The following is a 26,355-nucleotide window of genomic DNA, read 5'->3' as shown; positions in this document are numbered from 1 at the left end:
GTGTCGACGATGTGGACGTGGACGTGGACGTGGGCGTGGATGCGGGTGCGCCCGGCGCGGAGGGACCCGAGTGGGCAGCGGGATCCGAGCGCGCGGCGGGACCGGACGGAGCCGGCGGCGCGCCGGCGTTCCGGGCGGGCGACGCCGGCGGGGCAACGGCGGCCGGACGACCAGGCCCGCCAGCTGCCGGGGCGGAAGAACGACCGGCCGGGCCAGCGGGCATGGGGGCGGAGCGGACCGGCGCCGGTGCGGGGCGGGCCGGGGCGGACCGGTCGGTCGAGGCAGCAGGGCGGGCGGGCGGTGCCGAGGGGGCAGCGGAACGCGGTCTGCCATCCTCGGCACCGCCCGAGGTCACCGCTCCCGGCCGGGAGCGGGACGAGGAGGCGTTCCGGAACAGATCGCCCTTGCCCTCTTCCGTGTCGCCTGCCCGGGTACCCCGGGCGCCGGACCCTCCGGCACCCCCGGACCGGGCGCTCGCGTCCCGAGACCTGGCACCGGCGTCACCAGGCCGGGCACCGCCGGCGCCGGCCGCCGCCGCCGCCGCGGCACGATCAACGCTTCCGCCCGAGGCGGTTCCGGCGGGGGTCGCACCGCGCCCGGCCTCCGTACTCCCGGGCACCCGCGCTGCGGACCGGACCGGCTCGACGAACGGCGCCCGGTGGGGGCTCTGCCCGCGTGCGGGGGTCCGTTCCGCAGCATCGGTCTTCCCGGACCGGGTGTCCGCGCCCGGACCCGTCGGCGAAGGTGCGGCCGGCGAAGCTGCGGCCGGGGCCGGCTGGGCTGCCGCGGAGGCGGAGCTGACCGATGCAGGTCGGGCCGGGGCGGATGCGACCGAGGTGGCGGGCCGGCCGGCGGTCGACGGGCCCGCATCCCGATTCCGCTGGTCTCCCTGCTTACCGGGCCCCGGAAGGTCGTCGTCGGGACGCTCCCGCTTCGTCGCCGGTCTGCCGGGCACGAACGGGGCGGCCGCTGCTGGCTGTGCGGAGGCCGCCCCGGTGCGGCGGGACGCGCCGCCGGTTCCGGCGCCGGGCTCGGGGTCCGAACCGGCTCCGGTGGGGCGGCGGGAACCACCTGCCGGCCGGTCCGGCTGCCCACCCGGCGGACGGCGCGCGGGGCCGTGCAGCGGCGTCAGATCCGGGACCGGGCGGTCGACGCCGCCGCTGGACGGAGCGGTGCCTTCCGCCGCTTCCCCGGGGCGGGGACGAGATGCCGGCCGGGCCGGCGCCGAGACGCGTGGCGCCGCAGTGCCGGCCCGGCCTCGATCTCCGGGTCGTGCGTCCGCGCCGGACGGGGCATCCGCGGTCTGGTCGTCGCCGGTGGTGTCCACATGCCCTCCCCGAAGTGCCCGATCACCACACTGAGGACCGTGGGCTTCCTGTGGGCCCGCCTCACGGTCCGCGCATCAGGCGGACAACACGGTAAAGGTGTCGGACGGGCACAGGAAGGTCAGCAGGTACCAAATCCCCCCGGCGTGGCGCGCCACGGTAGCTCATAGTGAGGGATGCGGTGCGTTCGCGCACCTGGTGGCGGCCGACCTGCCCTTTTCGCCGGGGAAGATGACAGCTGGACACTTTTTCGGTAGCCCAGTCGGGCTATTGCCCACGCCTCACCGGAGCACGCAGGTCCGCTATGGCCGCGGGAACGAGGCGGAAGCGATCATCGGACCTGGGCGGGGGACGCTGACGGACGGGGCCTTGGCCGGTATCGCCGTCACCACCGTCGGGACGATCRTCGTCGGCCCGCTCGGGCGGGACGCCGCCCTGCCATCCGCGAGCGCCGAGCCGCTGACGGCGAGCAGCATGAAGGCGGCGGAGCCGACGAGTGTCCGCCGCATCCGGCCGCGGCCGTTCGAGCGCGCCGCTCGAACCGGCCGACGGACGGGTGCGGGCCCGCCGCGCGGTGATCCGCTCTGGCCCGGATACGGATGGGCGCCGGCCCGCGAGGAACCCGAGCCCGGCGGACGGCCCGCGGCCGGACCCGGCCGGACCGCCAGCTCCCGCCGTCGGGCAGGAAGGACGGGACCGGGTGGACGCGTTCTCGCCGCCCCGACCGTGCCACCGCCCCGGTTCGCCCGGGGCGCAGGACGGGACACCTCCGGACGGGAAAGCGCAGGCCCGGACAGCTCCGGACGGGAGCCGGCCCGCTCGGCGCGCCCAGCCACGAAACCGCTCGCCATCGCCGGGATCCTGAGCGGGACCGGCGGCGGAGGTACGGGCGGGGCTGCCCGGTACTCCCGGGCGCCCAGGTTGAGAAGGTTGGCGGCCAGGCCGCTCGGCAGCGACGGTTCAGCGAGCCGCGCGAGCCGGGACTTGATCAACCGTTGCTCAGCCACCTCCGCCTGGCAGGCGGGACACCGCGCGACATGAGCCAGTGCCCGGTCGCGATCGTCGTGGCCGAGCTGGCCGTCCACCAGAGGGGTGAGACGCTCGCCCAGGTGACCGCTCACGCCCGCCGCTCCCGAGGAGCACCGCCCTCGGCTCCGACGGCACTACTCACCGGACCGCGCCGGCGTTCACCTCTGCGCCCTCGCCGACCCGGCCGTTCTCCGTCACCGAAGCCGTCGTCGCCGAACGCCTCGCCGCGGTGCGGTGCGTCGGCCGGCTCGCGCTCCCAGGAACCGGCGGCCTCGGCCGCGGCCGGAACGCCGGCGGACGTGGGAAGGGGCGGCGCCCCGGCGTCGCTCTGGCCGCTCTGCGCCAGCGCGCCCTCGGCGGCCATCGCCGCGCCACGCGGTGCACGGTCGGCCAGGGCCGCCCGCAGCATCGCCCGGCCACGGGAGATCCGGCTGCGCACGGTGCCGAGCTTCACCCCGAGGGTCTGGGCGATCTCCTCGTAGGAGAGCTGCTCGATGTCGCACAGCACCACCGCCGCCCGGAAGTCCGGCGGAAGCGCGGCGAGGGCCGCCTCGACATCGGCGTCCAGATGACTCTCGGCGTACACCGCCTCCGGACTCGCCTCGCGACCGGCGAGGCGCTCGGTGTCCTCCGGCAGCGCATCGAACCTGATCTTCTGCTGGCGACGCATCCGGTCCAGGAAGAGATTCGTGGTGATGCGGTGCAGCCAGCCCTCGAACGTGCCGGGGGTGTAGTCGGCCAGCGAGCGGAACACGCGCACGAAGACGTCCTGAGTGAGATCCTCAGCGTCGTGGGCGTTACCGGTCAGGCGGTAGGCAAGGCGGTACACCCGGTTGCCGTGCTCCCTGACCACGTCCTCCCAGGACGGGGGCACCCAACTCGTGACTTCTGGGGCGGTGGCCGAGTTCCGGACGGCCGATCCCGCCCCGAGTTCCTCCGCCGCCACGGCCGCCTCTCGATCGGTTCGCGACGAACGTACCCGACGCGCCGGCCAGGGAGCGGCGAATCCCGCTGCGGACACCGAATTTTCTCCCCTCGACCCAGTCGACACGAGCGCACTGACAAGACGAACGTTCCTGTCTCGTCTCCCGTTCCCGTAGGCTGCGGGTGTCATGCCGGACATTGACATCGCGGCACGGGAATCTGCCGTCGCCTACGCAGAGGGCTTCCTCCTGGAGGACCCCGTCCTTCGTGCTGCCCGCGCCCGCGCCGAGGAGGTCGGGATCCTCCCGGTCAGCCCCGGTGCCGGAGCAGTGCTCCGTTTCCTCGCCGCCTCCGTGGGGGCCCGCGCGGTCGTCGAGATCGGCACCGGTACCGGCGTGTCCGGAACCTGGCTGCTGCGTGGGATGCGCCCCGACGGCACGCTGACCACCATCGATGTGGAGGCCGAGCACCTGCGGCTGGCCCGGCGGATCTACGCCGATGCCGGCATGGCACCCGGCCGCAGCCGACTGATCACCGGGCGGGCCCTCGAGGTCCTGCCGCGGCTGACCGACGGCGCCTACGACCTGGTGTTCTGTGACGCCGATCGGCGGGAGAGCACCGAGTACCTCACCCAGGCACTGCGGTTGCTGCGTCCCGGTGGCGTGGTCGCGTTCGCCGGAGTCCTCGCCGCCGGTCTGACGATGGACCCGACCGCCCGCAGCCAGGAAGTCGTCGCCGTGCGCGAGGTCGCCACCGCCGTCCGGGATGACGCGCGCCTCACTCAGATGCTCCTCACCGCCGGTGACGGGCTTCTGGTGGCCGTCGTCGCCAAGTCCTCGCCCGTCGGCTGATCGGCCGGCGCGCCCGCGTACATCGCGCACTCAATCCGGGCTACCGTTTAGTCTCGTTTTGGCCCGTTCGTGCCGGGGGGCACCTTCGTGTTGACGGAACCGGGGATCACCGCTGTCACCGTCCTGGCGCCACGGCACCTCGCGGCGGCGACCGGGAGCCGTCGGCACGTCGGTGGGCACAGGTCGGGCGGCACAGCGTCGAGCCGGGAGATGTCAGGTGCGCAGTCAGGTGGAGCGTCGTCGCTCTGACGACGACCGCGACCGCTATGACGACCGTGGTGACGTCCACGAGCCCCACTCCTGGGCCGGCCACCGTGGGTGGGCCGACGAGGCCGGCTACCGCGAACGGTCCGGCTACTACCGGAACGAGGCGGGTCCGGTCCCCGGCCGGGATGGCCACGACGCCACTGGTGGCTACCGCAGGGACGGGTGGGGCGGCAGCAGGGACGGGTGGGGCGGCAGCCCCGACGGCTCGCCCGACCGCGGGGGCAGTGGCTACGAGCGCCAGGGCGGCTATGCCGGTCACCGCGGCGACGACCGTCACCCCGGCCGGTCAGGTGGCACCGGCTCGCACGCCCTTCCCGAGGGGCGGGGTCACACCGGCGGCCGTCCCACCGGCCCCGGCCGTCCACCGGCCCCGGGGCCCGGCCGCCCGGGAGGCCCAGGGCACCCGGGAGGCTCAGGCCGCCCGGTAGGCGCGGGCGGCACGCGGCCGTCTGCGGCGGACTACGCCGACCAGCCCACACCGCCACCGAACAGCATCCGCCGGCCACCCTTCGGTGGACCGGGTGGCTTCGCCGTGCCACCGGCCGCCTCCGCCCCACCGCCGCCTCCGGAACGGGGTGAGAACTGGCTGGGCTGGGTGGCCTTCCTGGTCGGCATCGCGGTGCTGGCCGGAGCGGCCGGCTATGCGCTGAACCGGGTCACCGCCGGCACCGCCGAGGCCCCGGCGGCACGCCCGACACCGACCGCCGGCGCCACCATCGGAGGTCCCGGCACGGGTCCGACCGATCAGGCCGGGGGTGTGCCCGGCCAGGCCGCCGGCCCGACCGCGGAGCAGGTCGCGATCATGCTGGCCGGCAACGGCCTGCCGCTGCGTACGACCGTGGTCTACACCGCGCAGAACGACCCGGACAGCCTGCTCGGACGTCCAGGCGGCTACAGCAGCCGGATCGCGTTCAGCGACGCCCGGATCAGTGCCAGCGAGATCGCCGGGGCGCCGCCGGACGCCATCGAACGCGGCGGGGCGATCGAGGTCTTCGGGGATCCGGCCGCGGCGCAGGCCCGCGGCTCGCGGCTGAGCGCCCCGGGCGCCGGCGGCGATCTGCCGGCCGAGTACACCTTTGTGCAGGGGCGGGTCGTCCTGCGGCTCTCGATGATCCTTCCGGAGGCGATGGCCTCCGCGTACCGTTCCGCCCTCACCCGGGTCGGCGGCGGGTCGTAGCGCACGTCCCGTGGAGTCGTGGCGGGCCGCCGGTGGAGTCGTGGCAGCCGCCCGTGGCGGAGGTCCGCCGCGGCGCGCCCCGGCAGGGCCGGCAGGGCCGCGACGTTTGCGGCGGCGGTTCGGAGGGGCAGGCGTACAGCATGAACATCCGCGAGTTCTACGACGCTGATCCCCGCCGGCGGACGTCCGAGGAGATCTCTCTCGGCGACGGGTGGACCACCGAGGGCGACGAGCACTCCACCTACCGCCTGAGCTGGGTGGTCGACACCCGGGAGGTCTACGCGGTGCGGGAGCCCCACCCGGGTGGCATCCTCGCGCGTTATCTCGACCAGCTGCGGGTCGACCAGGCGGACGTCGACGAGCTCCTGGTCGAGATCCTGGCGCGGGCAGACCGCTACGACATCGAGGCGGCCCTCGCCGGCTGGCCCGCGGTGATGCCGGAGAAGAACAGTCTGCGCTGGGCATGGCAGCAGCTCACCGCACTGGACCCGACGAGCATGGCGAGCCCCACAGGCTCTGTCAGTCCCACACGGCCCTGATCCGGCGGCCACAGGGCCCGCGGGTCTGCACCCGCGGGCCCTGTTGGCTCAGGCCTCGGCCGTCCCGGCTCCGGCCAGGTAGGCGAGCAGGGTGCGGACACCCCACCCGGTGCCACCACGGCTGATCTCGCCGTCGTCGGAGTCGGCGCGGGCGGTGCCGGCGATGTCGAGGTGCGCCCACGGCCGGCCGGCGGTGAACTCCCGCAGGAACAGCGCCGCGGTGATGGAGCCGCCGTTCACGTCCAGCGCCCGGCCGATGTTCGCGAGGTCGGCGACCGGGGAGTCGATCGCCGGGCGGTACTCCTCGGTGAGCGGCAGGCGCCAGACCCGCTCCCCCGCGGTGGCGGACGCGGCCGCGAGCTCGGCGGCGAGCGTGTCGTCCGAAGCGAACAGGCCCGCGGTGCGCCGGCCCAGCGCGACCGTGATCGCGCCGGTCAACGTCGCGAGGTCGACCATCTGGTCGGGCTCGAGGGTCGCGGCCGCGTAGGCGAGCCCGTCGGCGAGCACCAGGCGCCCCTCGGCATCGGTGTTGAGTACCTCCACCGTGGTCCCACCCCAACAGGTGATCACGTCGCCGGGCCGGACAGCGGACGCGCCGATCATGTTCTCCGCCAGGCAGAGCAGCGCCGTGACCCGGCCGGGAACCGCCAGGTCCCCCAGCGCCGTCATCGCCCCCAGAACGGCGGCTGCGCCCGACATGTCGGTCTTCATGCTGGCCATCGAGACCGACGGCTTGAGGGACAGGCCGCCGGAGTCGAACGTGATCCCCTTGCCGACCAGCACCCGGTGGCCGGGAACGGCCCCCGCGGGCGCGGGCGGGCCGTCGTAGGTGAGGCGGACAAGGCAGGGCGGGCGCGGCGACCCGCCGCCGACCGCGACCAGCCCACCGAAACCCTCACGGATCAGGTCCTCGTGGGTGAGGACGGTGACCTCCAGGCCGGCCTCGGTGCCGACCCGGCGCGCCTGCTCGGCGAACCAGTGTGGCGTCTTGATCAGGCTCGGCATGTTGATGAGATCACGGGCAAGGCACACCGCGTCCGCGATCGCCCTCGCTCGGCGCACGGCCTCCGCGACGGCCGGCTCTCCGGCCTGCTCAACACTCAGGACGACGACCCGATCGGCACGCGAATCCGCCGCGACGGCGGCCCCTGCTGCCACTGCCGCATCCGGCCCGTCGGCCGCCGCCTCGGTCGGACCGGTGGACCCGCCCGCTGCCCCAGGCACCTCGGCGCCGGGCGCAGTCGTCGCGGCGGCCCGGTCCCCGTCGGACGGAGCGCCGGAGACCGCGTCCGCCAGCCGGTAGGAGCCGAGAGAGAAGCCCTCCACGAAGGCGTGGGCCCGGTCGGCGTCCAGGTCCGCGACAACGAGGGGCCGGCCCTTGGCGCCCGCGCGCCGCGCGAGTGCGGCACCGGCCGCGCGCCAGTCAGCCACCTCGCCGGAACCCACACCGAGCAGCATCAGCCGCCACGGCCGCTCGGTCCGGGACAGGGGAACCACCAGCACCCCGCCGGTATCCGCGCGGAAGCCCTCGTTCTCGATCAGCTGCTCCGCATCGACCCCGACACCGGCGCAGGCCCGCTGACCGCGGTCCGACACGACCACGGTGCCGTCGACGGGCGCGGCCACGACGGCGAGGACGGCGCAGTCAGCGACTGCGCCGTCGGTGTCAGCGTTGGGCCCACCGGCCTCACCGGCCGGTCCCGCCAGCCCGCCCGCGGGCGGGAGGAGGAACGGAAGGTCAGCAGAGGTGAGGATGACGAGCGGGGCTCGGTACCTCGACTCCAGCAGATCGGGGCCGGCGACGACTGCGCCGGGGCTCATACCGGGCACCGCGTGCCGCGGATGCCTCGGCGGTGGTTGATGACCACCGAATCTAACCGACCGCGACCTTGAGGGCGTCCCCCAGCGCGCTCGCCTCGTCGGCCGTGAGTTCGACGACGAGCCGGCCGCCCCCTTCGAGCGGGACACGCATGACGATGCCGCGCCCCTCCTTGGTGACCTCGAGCGGACCGTCACCCGTCCGCGGCTTCATGGCCGCCATCGGTGCACCTCTTCCTGCCGTCGGACCTGCGTCTGACAACGATTATCCCGGAGACCCGCCCGCAAACGGAAACACGTCCCAGCGGGGAATCACAACGGTCACGGCAGGATAGTGATCTCGATGGTCTTCCGGGCGCTTCCGGGCTCGACGCTAGTGGATCTGATGCGTTTCACTACCGTTACCCATCAGCCCCCTTGTCCGGTGACGCGGTGCCGGGCTCGCCGGGCTGGTCCTGGACGGGACGGGGCCCGCGCGGCTCGTCCCGGTCGGGCCCGTCGTGGCGGGCATCGCCCCGGGCCGCGCCCAGGTCGACGGAGGTGCCCAGGTCGGAGACCGGGCCATGGCCGCCAGCCGGGTCGGGCTCGGCCGGGTCGGACTCGCCAGCCGGGCCGGACTCGCCAGCGGGGCCGCCAGCCGCACCACGGTCGGCGGACGTGCCGCTGTCCGTCGCGGCGCCGTGGGCCCAGAGCTGGTCCGGAGTGTCATCCCCCGGGTCGGTGGCGGGGTCCTGCACGCCGCCGAGACGTGCGAGTTCCGCGAGGCGCAGGAGCTCGTCGTCCCGGCGCGCGAGCTCCTCGTCCCGCCAGGCCAGTTCGTAGGCGAGGCGGGACAGCACCGCGTCGACCTCGGCCATCCGGTAGCCGCGCACCGCCATTCCGAAACGGACCGCCTCGACGTCACCGGAGGCGACCGTCTGGCCGCCGAGACCGACGTGGGGCCCGTCCGGCACCGCGGGCGCCAACCGGTCGAACCGCCCGACTGCCAGCGCGGCCACGACGAACACGACCGTCGCGATGAGGACGATCTCCACTGCGAGCACCACGTGGTCGATCGTGCCATGGACGGCGTCGCCCGGCCGACCCGCCCACCCGGGCCACCTGGGCGCGTCGCCAGGGTGGCCCGGCGCGGTGCCGAGGGGCGGGATCACCGCCGCGGGCCGGCCGGAGACAGCTGGCGCGCCAGCGGGATGCCTCGCCTGGCCGGCAGGATGTCTGGCAGGCTGGGCCGGGTGCCCGTTGATCCTCACCCGACCGCCGATCCCCGCCAGGCCGGACATCCGCATCCCACGGGGAACCCTCACCCGACGAGCGGCGAGGCACCGGCCGCCCGGTCGCTCCGGCTCGGCGCGCGCGTGTTCGGCCCGTCCGAGCTCGTCGTGATGGCGATCGTGAACCGCACGCCGGACTCGTTCTTCGACCGCGGCGCCACCTATGGCGAGGCCGAGGCTCTCGCCGCCGTCGACGCGGCGGTCGGCGGCGGTGCCGCGATCATCGACATCGGCGGGATCAAGGCGGCTCCGGGCGAGGAGATCGACGCGACGGAGGAGCTGCGCCGCATCGGGGGGTTCGTCTCCGCCGTGCGGGGCCGCCACCCGGAGGTGGTGATCAGCGTCGACACCTGGCGTGCCGAGGTCGGGCGGGTGGTCGCGGGCGAGGGCGCCGACCTGCTCAACGACGCCTGGGGCGGCGTCGACCCGGAACTGGCGGAGGTGGCCGCCGAGTTCGGCGCCGGTCTGGTCTGCACCCATGCCGGCCACCTGCCACCGCGGACCCGCCCGCACCGGATCGCCTACGACGACGTCGTCGCCGACATCGCCGCCACAACGGTCGGGCTGGCCGAGCGCGCGGTCTCCCTCGGGGTGCGGCCGGACGGAGTGCTGATCGACCCGGGGCATGACTTCGGCAAGAACAGCCGGCACTCGCTGGAGGCCACCAGGCGGCTGCCGGAGCTGGTGGCGACCGGGTGGCCGGTGCTGATGGCGATGTCCAACAAGGACTTCGTCGGCGAGGTGCTGGACGCCCCGGTGGACGAGCGGCTGGAGGGTACCCTGGCCGCGACCGCCGTGGCGGCCTGGCTCGGCGCCCGGGTCTTCCGCGCGCACCAGGTGACCGCGACCTGGCGCACGCTGCGGATGGTCGCCGCACTGCGCGGGGATGTCGGTCTGCGCATCGCGCGCCGCGGTGTCGTCTGACACCGGCGTTCGCTACACCGGGGACTACTCCCCCTCGGCGAGCTCCGCCGAGGTCGGCGCCGGCGGGTGGCCGGGCCCGTGCCCGGCGGCACGGCTCTCCAGGATGTCGAGAGCCTCGGTGACGCTGGTCGCCCAGACCACGGTGTCCCGGGCAGGTGGGCGCACGAAACCGCGGTCGACCAGGTCCTCGACGAGCATGCGCAGGTGTGCGAACACGCCGTCGTGGTCGAGCACCACGACCGGCTTGGCGTGCATGCCGAGCAGCGCGCCGACCCAGATCTCCAGCAGTTCCTCCAGGGTGCCCAGCCCGCCGGGGAGTGCCAGAAAACCGTCGGCGCGGTCGTCCATCACCGCCTTGCGCTCGCGCATCGTGGCTGTGACGATCAGCTCGTCGGAGTCGGCATCGCCGACCTCCATCGCGATCAGCGCCTCGGGGATGACCCCGATCGTGTGCGCACCGCCGGCCCGCGCAGCGCGGGCGACCGCGCCCATGCACGACACCGACCCGCCGCCCGACACCAGGCTGTGGCCGCGCCGGGCCAGCTCCGTTCCGACCTCGGCGGCAAGCAGGACGAACGAGTGATCGATCAGGTCGGACGACGAGCAGTACACGCAGATGTTCACGACGGGTCCGTCGGCACGGGCCGGCCGCCACCGGCAGCGGCACCGTCGACGCTGCCGCTGCCTGCCTGCTCGCCGGTCTCCGGCCCACCGGGCGGGTCGAGCCGTCCGGTGCCGCGCAGGATGACCTGCACCGCCTCGTCGACGTCGTCGGTGAGGGTCACCAGGTCGAGGTCGCCGGGCCTGATCCGGGCCGCATCGAGGACGGTGGTGCGCAGCCAGTCCAGCAGGCCGGCCCAGTAGCTGGTCCCCATCAGCACCACCGGGAAACGGGTGACCTTGCCGGTCTGCAGCAGGGTCAGCGCCTCGAAGAGTTCGTCGAGGGTGCCGAAACCGCCTGGCATGATCACGAACGCCTCGGCGTACTTCACGAACATCGTCTTGCGGACGAAGAAGTACCGGAAGCTCACGCCGAGATCGACCCAGTCGTTGAGCGCCTGCTCGAACGGCAGCTCGATGCCCAGGCCGACCGACAGGCCGCCGGCGTCCCGCGCACCCCGGTTGACCGCCTCCATCGCGCCCGGGCCGCCGCCGGTGATCACCGCGTAGCCGGCCTGGGCCAGCGCGGCGCCGAGCCGGCGTCCAAGCTCGTAGTCGGGCTCGTCCCGGCCGACCCGCGCCGACCCGAACACGGTGACCGCCGGTGGCAGGTCCGCGAGCAGGCCGAATCCCTCGACGAACTCGCTCTGGATGCGCAGCACCCGCCACGGGTCGCTGTGGACGAACGACGCCGGGCTGCGGGTTCCGAGCAGGCGCTGGTCGGTGGTCGACGCCTGCACCTGCCCGTGACGGGCCGTCACCGGACCGCGGCGTTGCTCCGGCGGCGGCCCCGTCGAATCAGGAGAGGCAGAGCGGGTCACGCCCCGCACGATACGCAGATATGCCGTGCCCCCCGGAGCTCCCGGGCCCGGAGCCCGGGGTCGAGYCGTGCCACGCCCGGACGGTCACACCGATGTGCCGGTGGCCAGGTAGGAGCCGAGAACGCGTTCCGCCTCCTCGATCAGCGCCACGTCGACGTACTCGTCCCGGGTGTGGGCGAGGTTCGGGTCGCCGGGGCCGTAGTTGAGCGCCGGGATGCCCAGCGCGGCGAACCGGGCGACGTCCGTCCAGCCGTACTTGGCGACCGGGGTGCGCCCCGTGGCCGCGACGAACGCGGCCGCGGCCGGGGCGGACAGCCCGGGCGGCGCCCCGGCGGCACTGTCGTCGAGGGCCAGTTCGTACCCGTCGAGCACCTCGGCCACATGCGCGAAGGCGCCGGGGACGTCCCGGTCGGGCGCGAACCGGAAGTTGACGGTGACCCGGYACTCGTCCGGGATCACGTTGCCCGCGACCCCGCCCTCGATCCGGACCGCGGACAGCCCCTCACGGTAGGTGCAGCCGTCCAGGGTCACCGAGCGCGGGCGGTAGGCCGCGAGCCGGGTGAGCAGCTCCCCCATCCCGTGGATCGCGTTGTCGCCGAGCCAGGAGCGGGCCGAGTGCGCGCGCCGGCCGCGGGTCGTGACGACGGCACGCAGCGTCCCCTGGCAGCCTGCCTCGATCTCCCCGGCGGTCGGCTCCATGAGCACGGCGAGGTCGGCGGCGAGCCAGTCGCGGTGGCCGGCAGCGAGCCGGCGCAGCCCGTTCCGCTCGGCCGCGACCTCCTCGTTGTCGTAGAAGATCCAGGTCACGTCGTGCCGGGGTATGACACCCGTACCCGTACCGAGCAGTGCCGCCAGCCGCAGCATCACGGCCACGCCGGCCTTCATGTCCGACGTCCCGCAGCCGTACAGGCGGGGGCCGTCGAAACGCGCCGGCAGGTTGTCGGCGATCGGCACCGTGTCCAGGTGGCCGGCGAGCAGGACCCGGGACGGCAGACCGCGGGCGGTGCGGGCCAGCACCGCGTCGCCGTCCCGGCGGACCTCGAGACCGCCCAGCGCTCCCAGCGCCGTCTCGACGGCCGCCGCCAGCACTGCCTCGTCACCGCTGACCGACGGGACGTCGACGAGTGCGCGGGTCAGATCGGTCACCGGGAGGGCCAGGTCGAGCTCCATGCCGCCGACCCTAACGGCCGGCGGCACCCGGCCGGGTCAGGAGGCGACGCCGTGCTCCCGCAGGATGTCGTTGAGGGCGAGCTTGTCGTGGATCTCGCCCTCCTCCAGGGTGCGCAGGACGAGGATGCACGGCATGGCGAACTCGCCGGCCGGGAACGAGCGGACCCGGCTGGAACCGACCGCCACCGCGCGCTCGGGGATCTCGCCGCGCGGGTACTCCTCGCCGGTGACGGCGTCGAAGACGTGCGTCGAGGCGGTCAGGATGGCACCCGCGCCGAGCTTCGCCCCGCGCCGCACCCGCGCGCCCTCGACCACCATGCAGCGGCTGCCGACGAAGGCGTCGTCCTCGACGACCACCGGCACCGCGCTCGGCGGCTCCAGCACGCCACCGAGGCCGACGCCGCCGGACAGGTGCACGTTGCGCCCGACCTGGGCGCAGGAGCCGACGGTCGCCCAGGTGTCGACCAGGGTGCCCGCGCCGACGTAGCCGCCGATGTTGGTGTAGCTGGGCATCAGTACCGCGCCCGGCTCGATGTGCGCACCCCAGCGGACGATCGCGCCGGGAACCACCCGGACGCCGTCGAACCGGGTCTTGAGCGGCACGCGGTCGTGGAACCGGAAGTCTCCGGCGGCGGACTCGGCCATCGGCAGGACCTTGAACGACAGCAGGATCGCGCGCTTCGCGCGTTCGTCGACGACGACCGATCCGTCCGTGCCGACCACCGCCACCCGGGCCTCGCCGGCGTCGATCGCGTCGACCGCGCCGACGATGATCTTACGGGACTGGGTGTCGTCCGGGGTCAGCTCGGCCCGGCGCTCCCACAGGTCGTCGATGGCCCGGTCCAGCGGGGAGCCGACCCCGTCACCGGACGCCCCGGCCACACCGGCCGGGCTGCTGGACGTTCCTTCACTCACGCTGCTCACGCCTGTAGACCCTACGGTCCGGACCATAGGCGGCGCGCGCGACCACGGACTTCGACCGACTTCGACGGAACGCCGAAGCAGGGCCCGCGGTGACGGTGACGGTGACGGACCGGCGGTCTCAGTCGGCGGTCAGCGGATGTCCGGCTCCGCCCGCCAGCCCCGGGCACCGTTGTGGTCAGCCGGGCCACCGGAACCGTCGGGGTTGCCGGGGCCCGGGGTGCCGGCGGTCACGTCCGCCTCCGCCGCCGCGGCGGGCCGGTACTGCGGCACATGGCTCGGGCCCGTGTCGTAGGGCGGCAGCGGCTGTTGCCCGGTGTCGTAGGGCGGCAGCGGCTGCTGCCCGGTGGCGTACGGCGGCAGCGGCTGCTGCCCAGTGCTGTACGGCGGTAGCGGCTGCTGGCCGGTGCTGTACGGCGGCAGCGGCTGCTGGCCCGTCTCGTACGGCCGCGGGGCGGGCTGGTCCGCCCGGTAACGGTGATCGTGGTCGAACGCCCCTGCCGGGCCGGCGGAGCCCGCGACGCGGTGGCCGCCGGTGTGCGCGGCATCGCCGGTCCCGTAACGGTCCGGCTGGTAGCTCTCCGGTGGGTAGTTCTCCGGCTGGTAGTTCTCCGGTGGGTAGGCGTCCTGGTAGCTGTCCTGCCGGGCGTGGGCCGGCTGGGGCGGCTGCGGGTAGCCGCCCGTGGCCGGGCCCTGGGCCCAGCCGTCACCGGCGCCGGCACCGTACTGGCCGGGACGCCCRCTCTGGGCGTTCTGACCGCCCGCCATCGGGAGCATCGTCATCCGCTCGGGAACGGTGGCGATCTGGGCGTCGGGCGCGGTGAGCGCGACACGCACGTGGCGCCGGCCCGACTCGCCGTAGAAACTGCCGGGCGCAACCAGGACACCCACGCTGGAGAGCGCGTCGACCGTGACCCAGCAGTCCTCACCGCGGGTCGCCCACAGGTACAGGCCGGCCTCGCTGTGGTCGATGGTGAAGCCGGCGACGGCCAGCGCCGCGGCGAGGACCGCCCGGCGGTTGGCATAGCGGGCGCGCTGGTCGGCGACGTGCATGTCATCGGCGAGCGCGGCGGTGGTCGCGGCCTGCACCGGCGTCGGCATCATCAGGCCGGAGTGCTTGCGGATCTGGAGCAGGCCGTCCACAAGCTCCGGATCACCGGTGACGAAACCGGCGCGGTAGCCCGCGAGGTTCGACCGCTTGGACAGCGAGTGCACGGCGAGCAGGCCCTCGTGGGAGCCGCCGCACACGTCCGGGTGCAGCACCGAGACGGCGCGGGCCTCCCAGCCCAGCTCGATGTAGCACTCGTCGCTGGCGACGATCACGCCGCGCTCACGGGCCCAGTTGACGACGGCGCGCATCTCCTCGACGGAGAGCACCCGGCCCGTGGGGTTCCCGGGCGAGTTCAGCCAGACCATCGTCACGCCCTCGGCGGGCCCGACGACGGGCTCGCAGCGGGCGAGCAGTGCGCCGACCTCGTAGGTCGGGTAGGCCGGGGTGGGCACCCAGACCCGGTCACCGGGTTCCAGCCCGAGCTGGGCGGGAAGCTGGGCGACCAGCTCCTTGGTACCCAGCACCGGCAGGACGGCGGACGGCTCGACGACCACCCCGAGACGGCGGGCCAGCCAGCCGGCCGCCGCCTCACGCAGATCCGGCGTCCCCGCGGTCAGCGGGTAGCCGGGAGCATCCGCGGACCCGGCGAGCGCGTGCCGCACGACCTGCGGCGTCGCGTCGACGGGAGTCCCCACGGACAGGTCGACCAGACCGTACGGGTGGGCCCGCGCCTTCTCCTTGAACGAGACCAGATGGTCCCACGGAAAATCGGGCAGCCGCACCCGAGACCGCCCCGGCGATCTGATCGTCCGGGGCGGTCCAGCCGACTCCCCCGGACCGGTCAGGACTCGCCCTGGGGGGCCAGCGCCGAGACGGCGGGCGGGTCAAACTCGAGCGCGCCGACCTTCGACGCGCCACCCGGCGAGCCGAGCTCCTCGAAGAACGTGGCGTTCGTGTCGGTGTAGGTCTTCCACTGCTCGGGGACGTCGTCCTCGTAGTAAATGGCCTCCACCGGGCAGACAGGCTCACACGCACCACAGTCGACGCACTCGTCAGGCTGGATGTAGAGCATCCGTCCGCCTTCGTAGATGCAGTCGACCGGGCACTCCTCGATGCATGCCCTGTCCTTTACATCAACACAGGGCTCCGCGATGACGTAGGTCACCGGACGTTCCTCCTCGAGCTCACGGACGACTGAGTTCCTTAGTATCGACCTGGACAGTTCGGTGTCGACAGCAAGGGCGTGCACTGGTCGTGTATGTCGTCCACATCACTCCAGCAGACATCGGCTCACGGGTCGTGATCCGGCGTCGTATTCCCGGGCCGCTCCCCCTGAGTGATGTTCTGGGCACGCTTGAGTCCTGGTCCGAAGGCGAGCTTCGCCTCCGTCGCTCCGACGGTACGACAGTGAGCGTGCCCGAGGAATCCCTAGTGGCGGCGCGTGTCGTCCCCCCGACACCCCGCCGGGCCACCGGGCGATCCCCCGGCCAGGCACCCGGTTCATATCAGGCCGGATCAGGTCGCCGCGAGGAGATCGCGGAACGCGACAACCAGATCACAAAAGGGGACATCCCGTCGGATGACCCGAAGAACGGGGCGGACCGCGGCGCCCCGCGCGGCGATACTGAAGGACAATGACGGTCAGCAGGACGGCTACCAGGACGCGAGCGGCTGGTCCGCGTGCTGGTCAGCCAGGGTGACGGGTCCGGGCGCACATCCGTGGGCCCGGGTGGTGGGAGCGGGGGTGCGGGAGGGCCGGGCCGGGTGGGCCCAGGCCTGATCGGTCCCCGGATCGACGCAGACGCCGGTCGGCTCGGACGGGCTGATCCGAACGTGGAGGTCCAGCGGTGAGCGCCCACAGCAGGCGGATGTTCGCCACGGTCGTCCGGCGCGAGCAGGTCGATCTCGCTCTCGCGTGTCACCTGATCGCCGCCGAGGCCGGTCCCGAGACGAACCCGGTCGAGACGACCCGGGCGCTCGACGCGTTGGCCGCGGAGACGGCCCCGCTGCTCGCGGCGCGCGGCGCGGCCACCCGGGGCAGCGGCCGCGGGCAGCCCGCGCCGGAGGCCGCCGCCGAGCCGGCCGCCGACGGCCGGGGCCTCCTCGCCGGCCTGGATCTACGGGTCGCCGCGGAGACGCTGGGCGAGTCGCTCGGTGAGCACTCCGGGTTCGCCGGTCACGACAGCGACTACGACGACCTCCGGGCCTCCCTGCTTCCCGAGGTGCTCCGCCGCCGCCGCGGCCTGCCGATCCTGCTGTCCGTGGTCTGGGTCGAGGTCGCGCGCCGGCTCGGCATCCCCGCCTACGCGGTCGGGCTGCCCGGGCATGTGATCGTCGCGGTGGGCGCGCCCGGCGAGAACATTCTGGTCGATCCCTACTCCGGCGGCCGGATCATGTCCGTCCACGACGCGGCGGCCCGGGTACGCGCCGGCGGCACCCCGTTCACCCGCGCGCATCTCGCCCCGATGTCCCCGGAGGACCTGCTGGCCCGCATCCTGGGCAACATCCGGGTGCTCGCGGCGCGCACGGACGTCCCGCGGACCCGCCTGTGGGCGGTCGAGCTGTCCCTGCTGCTGCCGCACCACCCGGCGGCGCTGCGGCGGGAGCGCGGCGAACTGCGCGTCCGGCTGGGCGACTTCCTCGGCGGTGCCCGGGATCTGACCAACTTCGCCGATGCCGTCGCGACCGTCGAGCCCGCGGCATCGGCGGCGGCCCGGCAGGCGGCCGGCTCCGCGCGGGCCAAGCTCAACTGACCAGTGCCCGCCCGTCTCAGCTCCCGTCGCCCGCGCGCGGGCCGGTCGACAGGTAGGCGCCCTCGTAGAAGACCAGCGGCGTCGCGTCCGGGCGGGGCCGTGCCAGGCCCATCACCTCGCCGACGACAAGGGTGTGGTCACCGGCCGGATGGGTTGCGACAGTGCCGCATTCCAGGAGTGCCAGCGCGCCGTCCAGCAGTGCGACACCGGTGCGCGGCCCGAGCGAATGCGCCCAGCCGCGGAGCTGCCGGTCTCCCGGATCCGGGGCGCCGCCCCGCCGGGCGAAGTCGCGGGACGCCTGGCTCATGTCGGCCGCGAGGACGGAGACACCCCACACCCCGGCCGCCAGCAGCGGATCATGGAATCGGGCGTCCTGCCGCACACTGACGAGGACCAGCAACGGCTCGAGCGACACCGAGACGAACGAGTTCGCGGTCATGGCCAGATGACGTCCGTCGACGACGGTGGTCAGGACGGTGACACCGGTGGCGAACCGCCCGACGACCTTGCGGAAGGCATCTGGATCCGGCCGCTCCAGGATTCCGGGCGCATCCGCGGGACGGGATCGCGCGCGATCCGAGTCCACGGGGACGGGCTCGGGCAGGGGCTGGCGCGCTGGGCTTGCCACGGCGGCCACGCTACCGCCGCGGCAGGGGCCACACCGGGCCGCGGTTCCCCATCAGTGACCATCGACACTGCCACCCGCACGCCAGCCGGTGGCGGCAGAACCCGCGCGACGGCCCGGCCGACCACGCTCGATGCCCCACGGCGGCGCGCGCCGCCGGTCAACCTCCGCCGGCGCGCGGCGCAGGCCGTGACGGCACCCTCGGGGGCGCTGCCATCGGCGGCAGGGCCGTCAGGCCGCGCCGGGCCTTCCCGACCACGGCGACGACCACCGGCGTCAGCACGCCGATCCCGAGGAAGAGGTAGCCCGTCGCCGACGCCTTGAGCAGAAGATCACCCTCGGTCCGCGACGACGCCAGCGCGAGGACGATCGGCAGCCAGCCGACCAATATGATCATCGCCCCGAGCCGGGTGCCGGTCAGCCAGCGGACCAGCAGCGCCGCACCGGCGTTGCCGATCAGCGCCATCAGCAGGCCGACCGAGATCAGGAAACCTCCCGGCCGCGGCCCGGCAGCCACCAGGACCACCCCGTACAACCCGAGAACGAACCCGGCGAGGACGCCGAAGGCGTAGGACCCGCCGAGGAGGACCCGCCCCGGCGCGTGCGGACCGGAAGCAACCGATGCCACCGGCGGGGCGGGCGGGGCGGATGGGGCGGGCCCGGCGCCGTGAGCGGCCGCCCTCGTACCGGGGGCGGAGCCGCCCCTGCCCGTGGCGGCTCCGCCCCCGGTGCGGGCAGGCCTGCCGCGGGCAGCCTTGCCGGGGCCTGAGCTCGGGCCGGGGCCGCGGGTCGGACGGGGCATTCTCCGACAGTAGGCCATGGCCCGCCCGGTTCGAGCGCCGGCGGCGAACGGGTGATCGACCCGCGGCCGGTCATCAGCGGACGGCGAGCTCCACCGGCACGGCGATGACGTCCACGAGTGCCCCGCGCCGCCAGACCGTCATCTCCACCGGTTGCCCGATGGTGTCCTCGGAGAGCAGCCTCTGCAGATCACCCGGCCCGGCCACCGGCGTCCCGGCCACCGAGAGGACGAGATCGTCCGCGAACAGGCCGGCCCGCCCCGCCGGGCTCCCCCGCACCACCTCCGCGAGGCGCAGGCCGAACCGCTGCCCCGTCCGGCCGGCGAGGCCGGAGGGCAGCGGGACCCGCGCGCTGGCGACCCCGAGGTAGGCACGGCGGACCCGCCCGTCCCGGATCAGCGCGGCGAGGATGCGCCGGGTGGTGCTGTTCACCGGCACCGCAAGGCCCAGCCCGATGCCGGCGACGGCCGTGTTGACGCCGACGACCCGGCCGTCGCCGGTGACGAGCGCACCACCGGAGTTCCCCGGGTTCAGCGCGGCATCGGTCTGGATCACCTCGTCGACGACACGCACCGCAGAGCCGGAACGGGTCGGCAGTGATCGGTTCAGTGCGCTGACGACGCCGGCGGTGACACTTCCGGTCAGCCCCAGCGGGTTGCCGACGGCCACGACCAGCTGGCCGACCCGCAGGGTGGCCGCGTCGCCGAGCTGGGCCGGCGCCGGTGTGGACCCTCGGGCCCGCAGGACGGCGAGGTCCGACAGCGGATCGGCGCCGACGAGGTCGACTGCCCGCTCGGTCCCGTCGACGAACTCCGCGGTGCCGACGGACGTCCCGGCGTGGTTTCCCTCGACGACGTGGGCGGAGGTGAGAAGGAAGCCGTCCTCGGTGAACAGGACGGCGGAGCCGGCACCGGGGCCACGCGGGGTGCGGACCCGCAGGCTGGCCACACTCGGGGTCACCTGTTCGGCCACCCGGGTGACGATCCGCGAGTAGGCGTCCAACGCGGCGTCGTCGACAGCGGCGTCCTCGGCAGCACCGGCGCCGGCGGACTCACACGGGCCACCGGGCTGGCCCGGCTCCGCGGGGCGGCCGGGTTCGGCCGGGTCGCCTCCGGGGCGGGGCACTCCCCGGTTACGGAACATCCGTGCCGCCCTCGGGGATGACGGTCACGCCCGGGGTTTCGAGGGGCGCGAGCCACCCCTTCGGGCTCGGGCGGGCACTGCCATGGCGAGCCATCCGAACCTCCTCGTACTGATTACAGCGTTGCATCTGTATCAACGACTGCACCTGAGGAGGACATGCCGCCCCGGCGTCCGCCCTCGGCGGAAACACCACTTACGTGGACGGACCAGCAGCGACACGGCGGCGCTGCACCGCGGCACCGCGGCCGGCGGGTCAGCGCAGCCGGCGAATCAGCGCGGCAGCGACAGGCCGGCGAAGAGATCGTTCTCGTGTGCCCCCGGCTCGGCGCCGGGCTCACCGCGGGTGAGGACGAAGTGTTCCGCGGCCCAGATGCGCTGGCCGATGCCGTCGGCGAGCGCGAAGAAGAAGCCGTCGACGGCCATCTGCGTGCGGTGGGCGCGCATCGCCGCCAGCTTCGCCGGCAGGAACTCCTCCGCGCTGATCAGCGTGGTGATCCTGTCGTCCGGGACGGCGAGCGGGACGTCGTCCGCCGACTCGACCTCGAACGGGTTGTTCCCCGGCGAGTGCTCCCGGAAGTAGTCGATGCTCGCCTGCACGATCGACTTCGGCATCGCGGTCTCGTAGAACTTGGTGATCTGCCAGGGCGGCCCGGCATCGGGCGCGAACCCGGGATCGGCAGCATCCGTGAAGGCACGGACGGACACATCGTGAGCCCGGATGTGGTCCGGATGCCCGTAAGCGCCGTTCGCGTCGTAGGTGACGAGAACCTGCGGCCGGACCTCCCGGACGACGCGGACCAGGGCCTCCGACGCCTCATCCAGGCTCGCCTGCCACAGGCAGCGCGGATCCTTGTTGGCCTCGGTGCCCATCATGCCGCTGTCGCGCCAGCGGCCGGGACCGCCGAGAAAACGCTGGTCGGTGATCCCGAGCTCGGCACAGGCCCGTGCCAGCTCGCCGATGCGGTAGCCGCCGAGCTGGTCACCGCGGTCCGCCCGCAGGTTGATCAGGTCGGGGACGAGCACCTCACCGACCTCGCCCAGCGTGCAGGTGACAAGCGTCACGTGCGTGTCGTCCCGGGCCGCGTTGGACGCGATGGTCACCCCGGTCGAGATGACCTCGTCATCCGGGTGGGCGTGGACGAACAGCACCCGGCGGGGCGGCTGGGACGGCACCGTTTCGACGGTTTGTGTCACGACACGACCCTACGTGGGCCACCCGCCGCACCCACCCGCGCCACCGCACGGGGCGGCGCGGCGCGGGTGGGTGGGTGGGCCGGGTACGGCGCGCGTGCGGTTCGGGGGCTGGCGGGCGCCGTCAGCCGGTGYGGCGGCGCGAACGCAGCTTCTCCCGCTCCGACGCGGTCAACGCGACCTTGCGCAGCCGCACCGTCGCCGGGGTCACCTCGACGCACTCGTCCTCGCGGCAGAACTCCAGCGCCTGCTCAAGCGAGAGCTGCCGGTGCGGCGAGAGCCGGACCAGCTCGTCGCCGGTCGAGGAACGCATGTTGGTGAGCTTCTTCTCCTTGGTCGGGTTGACGTCCATGTCGTCGGCCCGGGAGTTCTCACCGACAATCATGCCCTCGTAGACCTCGGTCGTCGGCGCGACGAACATCGTGCCGCGTTCCTGCAGGTTGAACAGGGCGTACGCGGTGGCGACGCCGGATCGGTCGGCGACCATCGAACCGGTCGGGCGGGTGCGCAGCTCGCCGAACCAGGGCTCGTACCGGTCGAAGACGTGGTGCAGCAGGCCGGTCCCGCGGGTCTCGGTGAGGAACTCGGTGCGGAACCCGATGAGGCCACGGGCGGGCACCAGGTACTCCAGCCGGATCCAGCCGGTGCCATGGTTCACCATCTGCTCCAGCCGGCCCTTGCGCAGCGCCAGCAGCTGGGTCAGGACCCCGAGGTACTCCTCGGGCGAGTCGATCGTCAGCCGCTCGACGGGCTCGTGGATCTTCCCGTCGACCTCCTTTGTCACCACCTGGGGCTTGCCGACCGTCAGCTCGAACTCCTCGCGGCGCATCAGCTCGACGAGGATCGCAAGCGCCAGCTCGCCCCGGCCCTGCACCTCCCAGGTGTCGGGACGCTCGGTCGGCAGCACCCGGATGGACACGTTGCCGACCAGCTCGGCGTCCAGCCGGTTCTTCAGCAGGCGCGCGGTCATCTTCTTGCCGGACTTGCCGGCCAGCGGCGAGGTGTTCACGCCGATGGTCATGCTGATGGACGGCTCGTCCACCGTGATCACCGGAAGCGGCTGGGGGTCCTCGGTGTCGGCCAGCGTCTCGCCGATCATGATGTCGGGGATGCCGGCGATGGCGATGATGTCACCGGGGCCGGCCTGCTCGGCCGGGACCCGCTCGAGCGCCTCCGTCATCAGCATCTCGGTGATCTTCACCCGCTGCTGGGTGCCGTCCACCCGGCACAGGGTCGCGGCCTGGCCGCGCGTGATCGTCCCGTTGTGCACCCGGCACAGCGCGAGGCGGCCCAGGTAGGGCGAGGCGTCGAGGTTCGTGACCAGTGCCTGCAGCGGCGCGCCCTCGACGAACGACGGCGCGGGCATCGTCTCCAGCAGCAGGTCGAACAGCGGCTTGAGGTCCGGTGAGTCCGGGCTCTGGCCGTTCTCGGGGCGGGTGACGGACGCCCGGCCGGCCTTGGCGTTGCAGTAGACGATCGGGAAGTCGATCTGGTCCTCGTCTGCGTCGAGGTCGAGGAACAGCTCGTAGGCCTCGTCGACGACCTCGCTGATCCGCGCGTCCGACCGGTCGACCTTGTTGATGACCAGGACGACGGGCTTGCGCGCGGCGAGCGCCTTGCGCAGCACGAAGCGGGTCTGYGGCAGCGGGCCCTCGCTCGCGTCCACCAGCAGCAGCACGCCGTCGACCATCGCGAGACCCCGCTCGACCTCGCCGCCGAAGTCGGCGTGGCCGGGAGTGTCGRTGATGTTAATGGTCACGTCACCGAAACGTACCGCGGTGTTCTTCGCGAGAATGGTGATGCCCTTCTCGCGTTCGAGGTCCATCGAGTCCATGACCCGATCGGTGGCCTCACCGCGCTCTCCGAACGCGCCGGACTGCCGGAGCATCGCGTCCACGAGAGTCGTCTTGCCATGGTCAACGTGGGCAATGATGGCGACATTGCGAAGGTCAGCGCGTACGGGCACGGTGGTGAGCTCCGGGGAAACGTGGGGCTTCAGGGCTCGAACCTTGGACCCCGAAACGGTTCGTCAGATGAAGGACCACGGTCTTCGGCGCGCCACCCAGCGGGTGGCCCCGCCCGGGTGTACGACGTCCGCACCGCCGCGGTCCGTCTCCATGGTACGGACTCGCCGCGACACAGCGCGCGCGGCGGACCGTCACCGTGCCCACGAACCGTCCACCGGATCCACCGGATCCACCGGATCGGCGAGCTCGACCCGCAACGCGTCGACGAGCGGAGCGTCCGCGGGGATCCAGGGCACGTCGTCGAGTTCGTCCACACCCAGCCAGCGCAGCGCGCCGTGCTCGACGGCGACCGGTGTGCCGCCGCTCACCCGGCCCAGCCACAGCCGCATCCGCCAGCCCGGCCGGGGCAGCGCGATCTCCCCGAACAGACGACCGGTCTCGATCTCCACCCGGAGCTCCTCGCGGCACTCCCGGCGCAGTGCCGCGAGCTCGTCCTCGCCGGGCTCGACCTTCCCGCCGGGAAACTCCCACAGCCCGGCCAGCTCCGGCGGGGACCTCCGCCGGGCGGCCAGGACCCGCCGGACGCTGTCGACCAGCGCGACCGCGACGACCAGCCGGCCCGGTTCGCCGGGGCGCCCCTGAGCTTCCTCCGATGTGCCGACCACGGTCCGGACTCTCCCAGAGCCGGGCGGCCCGGACGCCCCCGGGCCCGCCCACCGGCCGCCGGCCACCGCGTGTGGATCTGGCGTAGCCGGGCCGCGGGTGGCACGATCCGCGCGAGGTGCGGGACCGGTCGCAACGCAGCCGGACGGCCACGGAGCACACACGAGGCCACCGTGTGCCTCGCACGGATCACTGCTCACCGAGGAGTCCCGGATGCCCACACGACTGGACAACAGCGCTGTCGCCACCTCCCTGGAGGCCCTCCCGGGCTGGATCGGCGACGCCGACCGGATCCGTCTGGAGATCCTCGTCGACGGCGAGGAGGCGACCGCCGTCGTCGACGAGGTGATGCGCGCGGCGGACGAGATGGATCATCACCCGGTCGTGGAGCACGGCCCAGGCAGCACGACCTTCACCGTCTGGACCCACTCCGCCGGCGGGGTGACCGAGCTCGACATGGAGCTCGCGCGCCGGATCTCGGCGATCCTGCGCTCCGCCGGCATCACGTTCTGAGCCGGCCTCACGTTCTGGACTACAGGACGGGCATCGTCGTGAAGGCGCCGCCCGGCCCGCACGGGATCGGCGTCACCGCCAGCACCGCCCCCGGGTCGATCGGGCCGTACAGGTGCGGGAACAACACGTCACCGCGGTCCGCTGGCCCGGCGGCCGGCTCCCAGCGGAGCGGGGCGGACAGCCGCTGCGGGTCCACGACAACCAGCAGCAGGTCGGAGCGGCCCGCGTAGTACAGGTTTGCCGTCTCCAGCAGCCGCTCCGGGGCAGAGAAGTGGATGAAGCCCTCGGTGCCGAGGCTCGCGGGACGGTAGCTGCCCGCTCCGAAGGCCCACTCGTCCCGCCCCACCAGATGACAGATCATCTGTGCGTCACCCGTTCCGCTTCGCCGTTCCCCCCGAACGAACCGCACCTTACGCGGCCGGTCCCCCACCCCGGGAGTCCCAGATGCTGCGACCCTGGAGGGCATGGACGATTCGAGCCAGCCCGGGTCCAGGCGGATCACCGGGGTCGACCTCGCCCGGGGCGTCGCACTGATCGGCATGGTTGCGACCCACGTCTACCCCGCTTTCACCGACACCGGGTCGGACGATCCAGCGGTCTCGCCCGCGTTCACTCTCGCCGCGGGACGATCCGCCGCGGCGTTCGCCGTCCTCGCCGGGGTGGCCCTCGTGTTGTCCACCCGCCGGCGGGCCGCTGCCGAGGCCCGGCTCTCGGTCTTCCTGCGCGCGCTCGGTGTCGGGGTGATCGGGCTGGCACTCGCCTACGCCGATTCGGGCATCGCGGTGATCCTGGTCTACTACGCGCTGTTGTTCGTGCTGGCACTACCGCTGCTGCGAGCGTCCGTCCCGGTCCTGGTGACGGTCGCCGTGCTGGCGACGACCGCGGTGCCGGCCGTCAGCCAGGCCGTCCGGGACGACCTGCCCGCCTCGGACCTGTCCTCACCGAGGTTCGACGACCTGGCAGAACCGGGCCACCTGCTGGCGAAGCTCACCGTCAGCGGGGTCTACCCCGCCCTCGCCTGGCTGGGCTACCTCTGTGTCGGCATGGCCGTGGCCCACGCGGACCTGCGGTCACGCGCGGTCGCGGTGCGCCTGTTCGCCGGCGGCCTGCTGCTCGCCGCCGTGGCCAGTGGGACGTCCTGGCTGCTGCTCGGGCCAGTCGGCGGTAGCGGCCGGCTCGGGGACCCGGCCGTGGTCTCCGGGGTGGGAAGCCTGCCACAGGGCTGGTTCATCGACTCGGGCCTGTACGGGACGACGCCGACGGACACCGCCTGGTGGCTCGCGGTCGACACACCGCACTCGACGACGCCGTTCGACCTGGCGCACACCACCGGGACGGCGCTGGCGCTGCTCGGCCTGGCGCTGCTGATCGCCCGTGTCCCGCTGACCCGCCCGATCGCGGCTCTCGGCGCGATGACCCTCACCTTCTACGCGCTGCATGTGGTGGTGATGTCCACGGACGTTCTGCCCACGGACCCGACCAGGTCGTACGTGCTGCAGATCCTGGTGGCTCTGGCCGCTGCCACCCTGTGGAAGGCCACCGGGCGCCGCGGACCGGCGGAGGCCGCCGTCTCCGTCCTCCCCCGTGCGGCCCACCTGCTGCTTCACACCCAACGGCCTGCTGTCGCGGCCGGACGGGGTACCTGGCCGACAGGGCCGAGAAGGACACGCCAGGAAGGACACCACCCATGACGGACAACGCCACGGACCCGACGAGCACTGGCAGAGGCGCCGACGCCTACGGGAACGCCCACGGGAACATCGCCGTCGTCGCCGTGGGCGGCCGGGAGGTCACCGCCGCCGACACACCACGAGGACGGTGACGCTGCCCGGGCTCACTCCCGAGAGCCTGCGTCGCGCCCATGAGATCGTCGGCTCCGGCCGGGCCGTCGGCAAGGTCGTCATGGACGGCTCGGAGCCCGCCCCGAAGAGCGCCCCGCAGTAGTCACCACC

At 73.6% G+C, this 26,355-nt stretch carries 29 protein-coding genes; 11 read left to right on the top strand and 18 right to left on the bottom strand.

The window, feature by feature from the left end; genetic code table 11:
- Positions 1 to 1,627: 1,627 nt before the first annotated feature.
- Both CC117_RS27555 and sigE read right to left on the bottom strand, forming a co-directional pair.
- The gene (locus CC117_RS27555; RefSeq protein WP_071089192.1) at positions 1,628 to 2,446 is read right to left on the bottom strand and encodes an anti-sigma factor family protein; all 819 of its coding nucleotides are present in this window, start codon (positions 2,444 to 2,446) and stop codon (positions 1,628 to 1,630) included.
- Positions 2,443 to 3,300, bottom strand: a complete 858-nt coding sequence (gene sigE, locus CC117_RS27550; protein WP_071089190.1) for an RNA polymerase sigma factor SigE — start codon at positions 3,298 to 3,300, stop codon at positions 2,443 to 2,445. The genes CC117_RS27555 and sigE overlap by 4 nt, the downstream gene beginning before the upstream one ends.
- A gap of 166 nt (positions 3,301 to 3,466) precedes the next feature.
- Here sigE and CC117_RS27545 point away from each other — a divergent pair, with 166 nt between their 5' ends.
- The 3 genes from CC117_RS27545 (at position 3,467) to CC117_RS27535 (ending at position 6,112) form a co-directional block, all read left to right on the top strand.
- Positions 3,467 to 4,129, top strand: a complete 663-nt coding sequence (locus CC117_RS27545; protein WP_071089188.1) for an O-methyltransferase — start codon at positions 3,467 to 3,469, stop codon at positions 4,127 to 4,129.
- Between the two features lie 217 nt (positions 4,130 to 4,346).
- Positions 4,347 to 5,573 carry a hypothetical protein gene (locus CC117_RS37630; protein WP_157905464.1) on the top strand — a complete coding sequence of 409 codons (1,227 nt, stop codon included), beginning with the start codon at positions 4,347 to 4,349 and terminating at the stop codon, positions 5,571 to 5,573.
- Between the two features lie 140 nt (positions 5,574 to 5,713).
- Positions 5,714 to 6,112: a hypothetical protein gene (locus tag CC117_RS27535; RefSeq protein WP_071089542.1), complete on the top strand. Its 399-nt coding sequence runs from the start codon at positions 5,714 to 5,716 to the stop codon at positions 6,110 to 6,112.
- Between the two features lie 48 nt (positions 6,113 to 6,160).
- Here the strand turns inward: CC117_RS27535 and CC117_RS27530 are convergent, their stop codons facing one another.
- The 3 genes from CC117_RS27530 to CC117_RS39420 all read right to left on the bottom strand — a co-directional run bounded on the left by CC117_RS27530 (position 6,161) and on the right by CC117_RS39420 (position 8,976).
- Positions 6,161 to 7,933 (bottom strand): leucyl aminopeptidase, encoded by a 1,773-nt coding sequence (locus CC117_RS27530; RefSeq protein ID WP_071089186.1) that lies wholly within the window; start codon positions 7,931 to 7,933, stop codon positions 6,161 to 6,163.
- A 52-nt stretch (positions 7,934 to 7,985) separates the two neighbouring features.
- Positions 7,986 to 8,153, bottom strand: a complete 168-nt coding sequence (locus CC117_RS27525; RefSeq protein ID WP_018634565.1) for a DUF3117 domain-containing protein — start codon at positions 8,151 to 8,153, stop codon at positions 7,986 to 7,988.
- Between the two features lie 178 nt (positions 8,154 to 8,331).
- Complete coding sequence (locus CC117_RS39420) at positions 8,332 to 8,976, bottom strand: DivIVA domain-containing protein (protein WP_241830479.1); 645 nt, start codon at positions 8,974 to 8,976, stop codon at positions 8,332 to 8,334.
- A gap of 336 nt (positions 8,977 to 9,312) precedes the next feature.
- On the opposite strand from CC117_RS39420, the gene folP reads away from it, so the two are divergent.
- Entirely contained in the window at positions 9,313 to 10,125 is an 813-nt protein-coding gene (gene folP / locus CC117_RS27515; protein WP_071089539.1) for a dihydropteroate synthase, read from the top strand.
- A 24-nt stretch (positions 10,126 to 10,149) separates the two neighbouring features.
- On the opposite strand, the gene CC117_RS27510 is transcribed toward folP, so the two are convergent.
- From CC117_RS27510 to fdxA, 6 genes are all read right to left on the bottom strand, one after another.
- On the bottom strand, positions 10,150 to 10,749 hold the full coding sequence (locus tag CC117_RS27510) for an LOG family protein (protein ID WP_071089183.1): 600 nt from the start codon (positions 10,747 to 10,749) through the stop codon (positions 10,150 to 10,152).
- Positions 10,746 to 11,546: an LOG family protein gene (locus CC117_RS27505; protein WP_071089181.1), complete on the bottom strand. Its 801-nt coding sequence runs from the start codon at positions 11,544 to 11,546 to the stop codon at positions 10,746 to 10,748. Before CC117_RS27505 ends, CC117_RS27510 begins: the two co-directional genes overlap by 4 nt.
- A 144-nt stretch (positions 11,547 to 11,690) precedes the next feature.
- A complete protein-coding gene (gene dapE / locus CC117_RS27500) occupies positions 11,691 to 12,776 on the bottom strand; it encodes a succinyl-diaminopimelate desuccinylase (protein WP_071089179.1) in 1,086 nt (361 codons plus the stop codon).
- 36 nt (positions 12,777 to 12,812) lie between these two features.
- The gene (locus CC117_RS27495) at positions 12,813 to 13,700 is read right to left on the bottom strand and encodes a 2,3,4,5-tetrahydropyridine-2,6-dicarboxylate N-succinyltransferase (RefSeq protein ID WP_241830478.1); all 888 of its coding nucleotides are present in this window, start codon (positions 13,698 to 13,700) and stop codon (positions 12,813 to 12,815) included.
- A gap of 129 nt (positions 13,701 to 13,829) precedes the next feature.
- A complete protein-coding gene (gene dapC, locus CC117_RS27490; RefSeq protein ID WP_071089175.1) occupies positions 13,830 to 15,530 on the bottom strand; it encodes a succinyldiaminopimelate transaminase in 1,701 nt (566 codons plus the stop codon).
- Positions 15,531 to 15,589: 59 nt separating this feature from the next.
- The gene (gene fdxA, locus CC117_RS27485; protein WP_071089536.1) at positions 15,590 to 15,913 is read right to left on the bottom strand and encodes a ferredoxin; all 324 of its coding nucleotides are present in this window, start codon (positions 15,911 to 15,913) and stop codon (positions 15,590 to 15,592) included.
- An 89-nt stretch (positions 15,914 to 16,002) separates the two neighbouring features.
- Between fdxA and CC117_RS40915 the strand changes: the two genes are divergently transcribed.
- The 3 genes from CC117_RS40915 (at position 16,003) to CC117_RS27480 (ending at position 17,501) form a co-directional block, all read left to right on the top strand.
- A complete protein-coding gene (locus CC117_RS40915) occupies positions 16,003 to 16,386 on the top strand; it encodes a putative acetyltransferase (RefSeq protein ID WP_456320357.1) in 384 nt (127 codons plus the stop codon).
- Entirely contained in the window at positions 16,328 to 16,528 is a 201-nt protein-coding gene (locus CC117_RS37110; RefSeq protein ID WP_131803147.1) for a hypothetical protein, read from the top strand. Before CC117_RS40915 ends, CC117_RS37110 begins: the two co-directional genes overlap by 59 nt.
- A 67-nt stretch (positions 16,529 to 16,595) precedes the next feature.
- Positions 16,596 to 17,501, top strand: a complete 906-nt coding sequence (locus CC117_RS27480) for a transglutaminase family protein (RefSeq protein WP_198542001.1) — start codon at positions 16,596 to 16,598, stop codon at positions 17,499 to 17,501.
- Between the two features lie 16 nt (positions 17,502 to 17,517).
- On the opposite strand, the gene CC117_RS27475 is transcribed toward CC117_RS27480, so the two are convergent.
- From CC117_RS27475 to CC117_RS27450, 6 genes are all read right to left on the bottom strand, one after another.
- Entirely contained in the window at positions 17,518 to 18,129 is a 612-nt protein-coding gene (locus CC117_RS27475) for a flavin reductase family protein (RefSeq protein WP_321572648.1), read from the bottom strand.
- Between the two features lie 157 nt (positions 18,130 to 18,286).
- Positions 18,287 to 18,754 (bottom strand): DUF6113 family protein, encoded by a 468-nt coding sequence (locus tag CC117_RS27470; RefSeq protein WP_071089170.1) that lies wholly within the window; start codon positions 18,752 to 18,754, stop codon positions 18,287 to 18,289.
- A gap of 247 nt (positions 18,755 to 19,001) precedes the next feature.
- Positions 19,002 to 20,069 carry a S1C family serine protease gene (locus CC117_RS27465; protein ID WP_241830477.1) on the bottom strand — a complete coding sequence of 356 codons (1,068 nt, stop codon included), beginning with the start codon at positions 20,067 to 20,069 and terminating at the stop codon, positions 19,002 to 19,004.
- Between the two features lie 270 nt (positions 20,070 to 20,339).
- Positions 20,340 to 21,263: an N-acetyl-1-D-myo-inositol-2-amino-2-deoxy-alpha-D-glucopyranoside deacetylase gene (mshB, locus tag CC117_RS27460; protein WP_071089168.1), complete on the bottom strand. Its 924-nt coding sequence runs from the start codon at positions 21,261 to 21,263 to the stop codon at positions 20,340 to 20,342.
- Between the two features lie 121 nt (positions 21,264 to 21,384).
- Positions 21,385 to 23,226 (bottom strand): translational GTPase TypA, encoded by a 1,842-nt coding sequence (typA, locus tag CC117_RS27455; RefSeq protein ID WP_071089166.1) that lies wholly within the window; start codon positions 23,224 to 23,226, stop codon positions 21,385 to 21,387.
- 192 nt (positions 23,227 to 23,418) lie between these two features.
- Positions 23,419 to 23,892 (bottom strand): (deoxy)nucleoside triphosphate pyrophosphohydrolase, encoded by a 474-nt coding sequence (locus tag CC117_RS27450; RefSeq protein ID WP_071089164.1) that lies wholly within the window; start codon positions 23,890 to 23,892, stop codon positions 23,419 to 23,421.
- Between the two features lie 211 nt (positions 23,893 to 24,103).
- Between CC117_RS27450 and CC117_RS27445 the strand changes: the two genes are divergently transcribed.
- Positions 24,104 to 24,403: a 4a-hydroxytetrahydrobiopterin dehydratase gene (locus CC117_RS27445; protein ID WP_018634583.1), complete on the top strand. Its 300-nt coding sequence runs from the start codon at positions 24,104 to 24,106 to the stop codon at positions 24,401 to 24,403.
- A gap of 19 nt (positions 24,404 to 24,422) precedes the next feature.
- Here CC117_RS27445 and CC117_RS27440 read toward each other — a convergent pair whose 3' ends face one another.
- Positions 24,423 to 24,764, bottom strand: a complete 342-nt coding sequence (locus tag CC117_RS27440) for a DUF952 domain-containing protein (RefSeq protein WP_071089162.1) — start codon at positions 24,762 to 24,764, stop codon at positions 24,423 to 24,425.
- Between the two features lie 103 nt (positions 24,765 to 24,867).
- On the opposite strand from CC117_RS27440, the gene CC117_RS27435 reads away from it, so the two are divergent.
- Genes CC117_RS27435 through CC117_RS39860 form a run of 3 tightly spaced genes read left to right on the top strand, consistent with a single transcriptional unit; the run spans position 24,868 to position 26,347 of the window.
- Positions 24,868 to 26,094 carry a heparan-alpha-glucosaminide N-acetyltransferase domain-containing protein gene (locus tag CC117_RS27435; RefSeq protein ID WP_071089160.1) on the top strand — a complete coding sequence of 409 codons (1,227 nt, stop codon included), beginning with the start codon at positions 24,868 to 24,870 and terminating at the stop codon, positions 26,092 to 26,094.
- Entirely contained in the window at positions 26,091 to 26,225 is a 135-nt protein-coding gene (locus CC117_RS39865) for a hypothetical protein (protein WP_256385421.1), read from the top strand. The genes CC117_RS27435 and CC117_RS39865 overlap by 4 nt, the downstream gene beginning before the upstream one ends.
- Complete coding sequence (locus CC117_RS39860) at positions 26,222 to 26,347, top strand: hypothetical protein (RefSeq protein ID WP_256385420.1); 126 nt, start codon at positions 26,222 to 26,224, stop codon at positions 26,345 to 26,347. The genes CC117_RS39865 and CC117_RS39860 overlap by 4 nt, the downstream gene beginning before the upstream one ends.
- Positions 26,348 to 26,355: the final 8 nt, after the last annotated feature.

The organism is Parafrankia colletiae, assembly GCF_001854655.1.
Classification (GTDB): Bacteria; Actinomycetota; Actinomycetes; order Frankiales; family Frankiaceae; genus Parafrankia; species Parafrankia colletiae.
Note: the sequence above shows the minus strand (reverse complement) of the source record. Positions and strands in the feature narration are given on the sequence as shown.

Excerpts from the sequence above, each read along its gene's own strand:
- CC117_RS27545 (WP_071089188.1), top strand. The coding sequence starts at position 3,467 with ATGCCGGACATTGACATCGCGGCACGGGAATCTGCCGTCGCCTACGCA.
- CC117_RS27535 (WP_071089542.1), top strand. The coding sequence starts at position 5,714 with ATGAACATCCGCGAGTTCTACGACGCTGATCCCCGCCGGCGGACGTCC.
- CC117_RS27530 (WP_071089186.1), bottom strand. The coding sequence starts at position 7,933 with ATGAGCCCCGGCGCAGTCGTCGCCGGCCCCGATCTGCTGGAGTCGAGG.
- CC117_RS27525 (WP_018634565.1), bottom strand. The coding sequence starts at position 8,153 with ATGGCGGCCATGAAGCCGCGGACGGGTGACGGTCCGCTCGAGGTCACC.
- folP (WP_071089539.1), top strand. The coding sequence starts at position 9,313 with ATGGCGATCGTGAACCGCACGCCGGACTCGTTCTTCGACCGCGGCGCC.
- CC117_RS37110 (WP_131803147.1), top strand. The coding sequence starts at position 16,328 with ATGACCCGAAGAACGGGGCGGACCGCGGCGCCCCGCGCGGCGATACTG.
- CC117_RS27465 (WP_241830477.1), bottom strand. The coding sequence starts at position 20,069 with ATGTTCCGTAACCGGGGAGTGCCCCGCCCCGGAGGCGACCCGGCCGAA.
- CC117_RS27445 (WP_018634583.1), top strand. The coding sequence starts at position 24,104 with ATGCCCACACGACTGGACAACAGCGCTGTCGCCACCTCCCTGGAGGCC.
- CC117_RS27440 (WP_071089162.1), bottom strand. The coding sequence starts at position 24,764 with ATGATCTGTCATCTGGTGGGGCGGGACGAGTGGGCCTTCGGAGCGGGC.
- CC117_RS27435 (WP_071089160.1), top strand. The coding sequence starts at position 24,868 with ATGGACGATTCGAGCCAGCCCGGGTCCAGGCGGATCACCGGGGTCGAC.
- CC117_RS39865 (WP_256385421.1), top strand. The coding sequence starts at position 26,091 with ATGACGGACAACGCCACGGACCCGACGAGCACTGGCAGAGGCGCCGAC.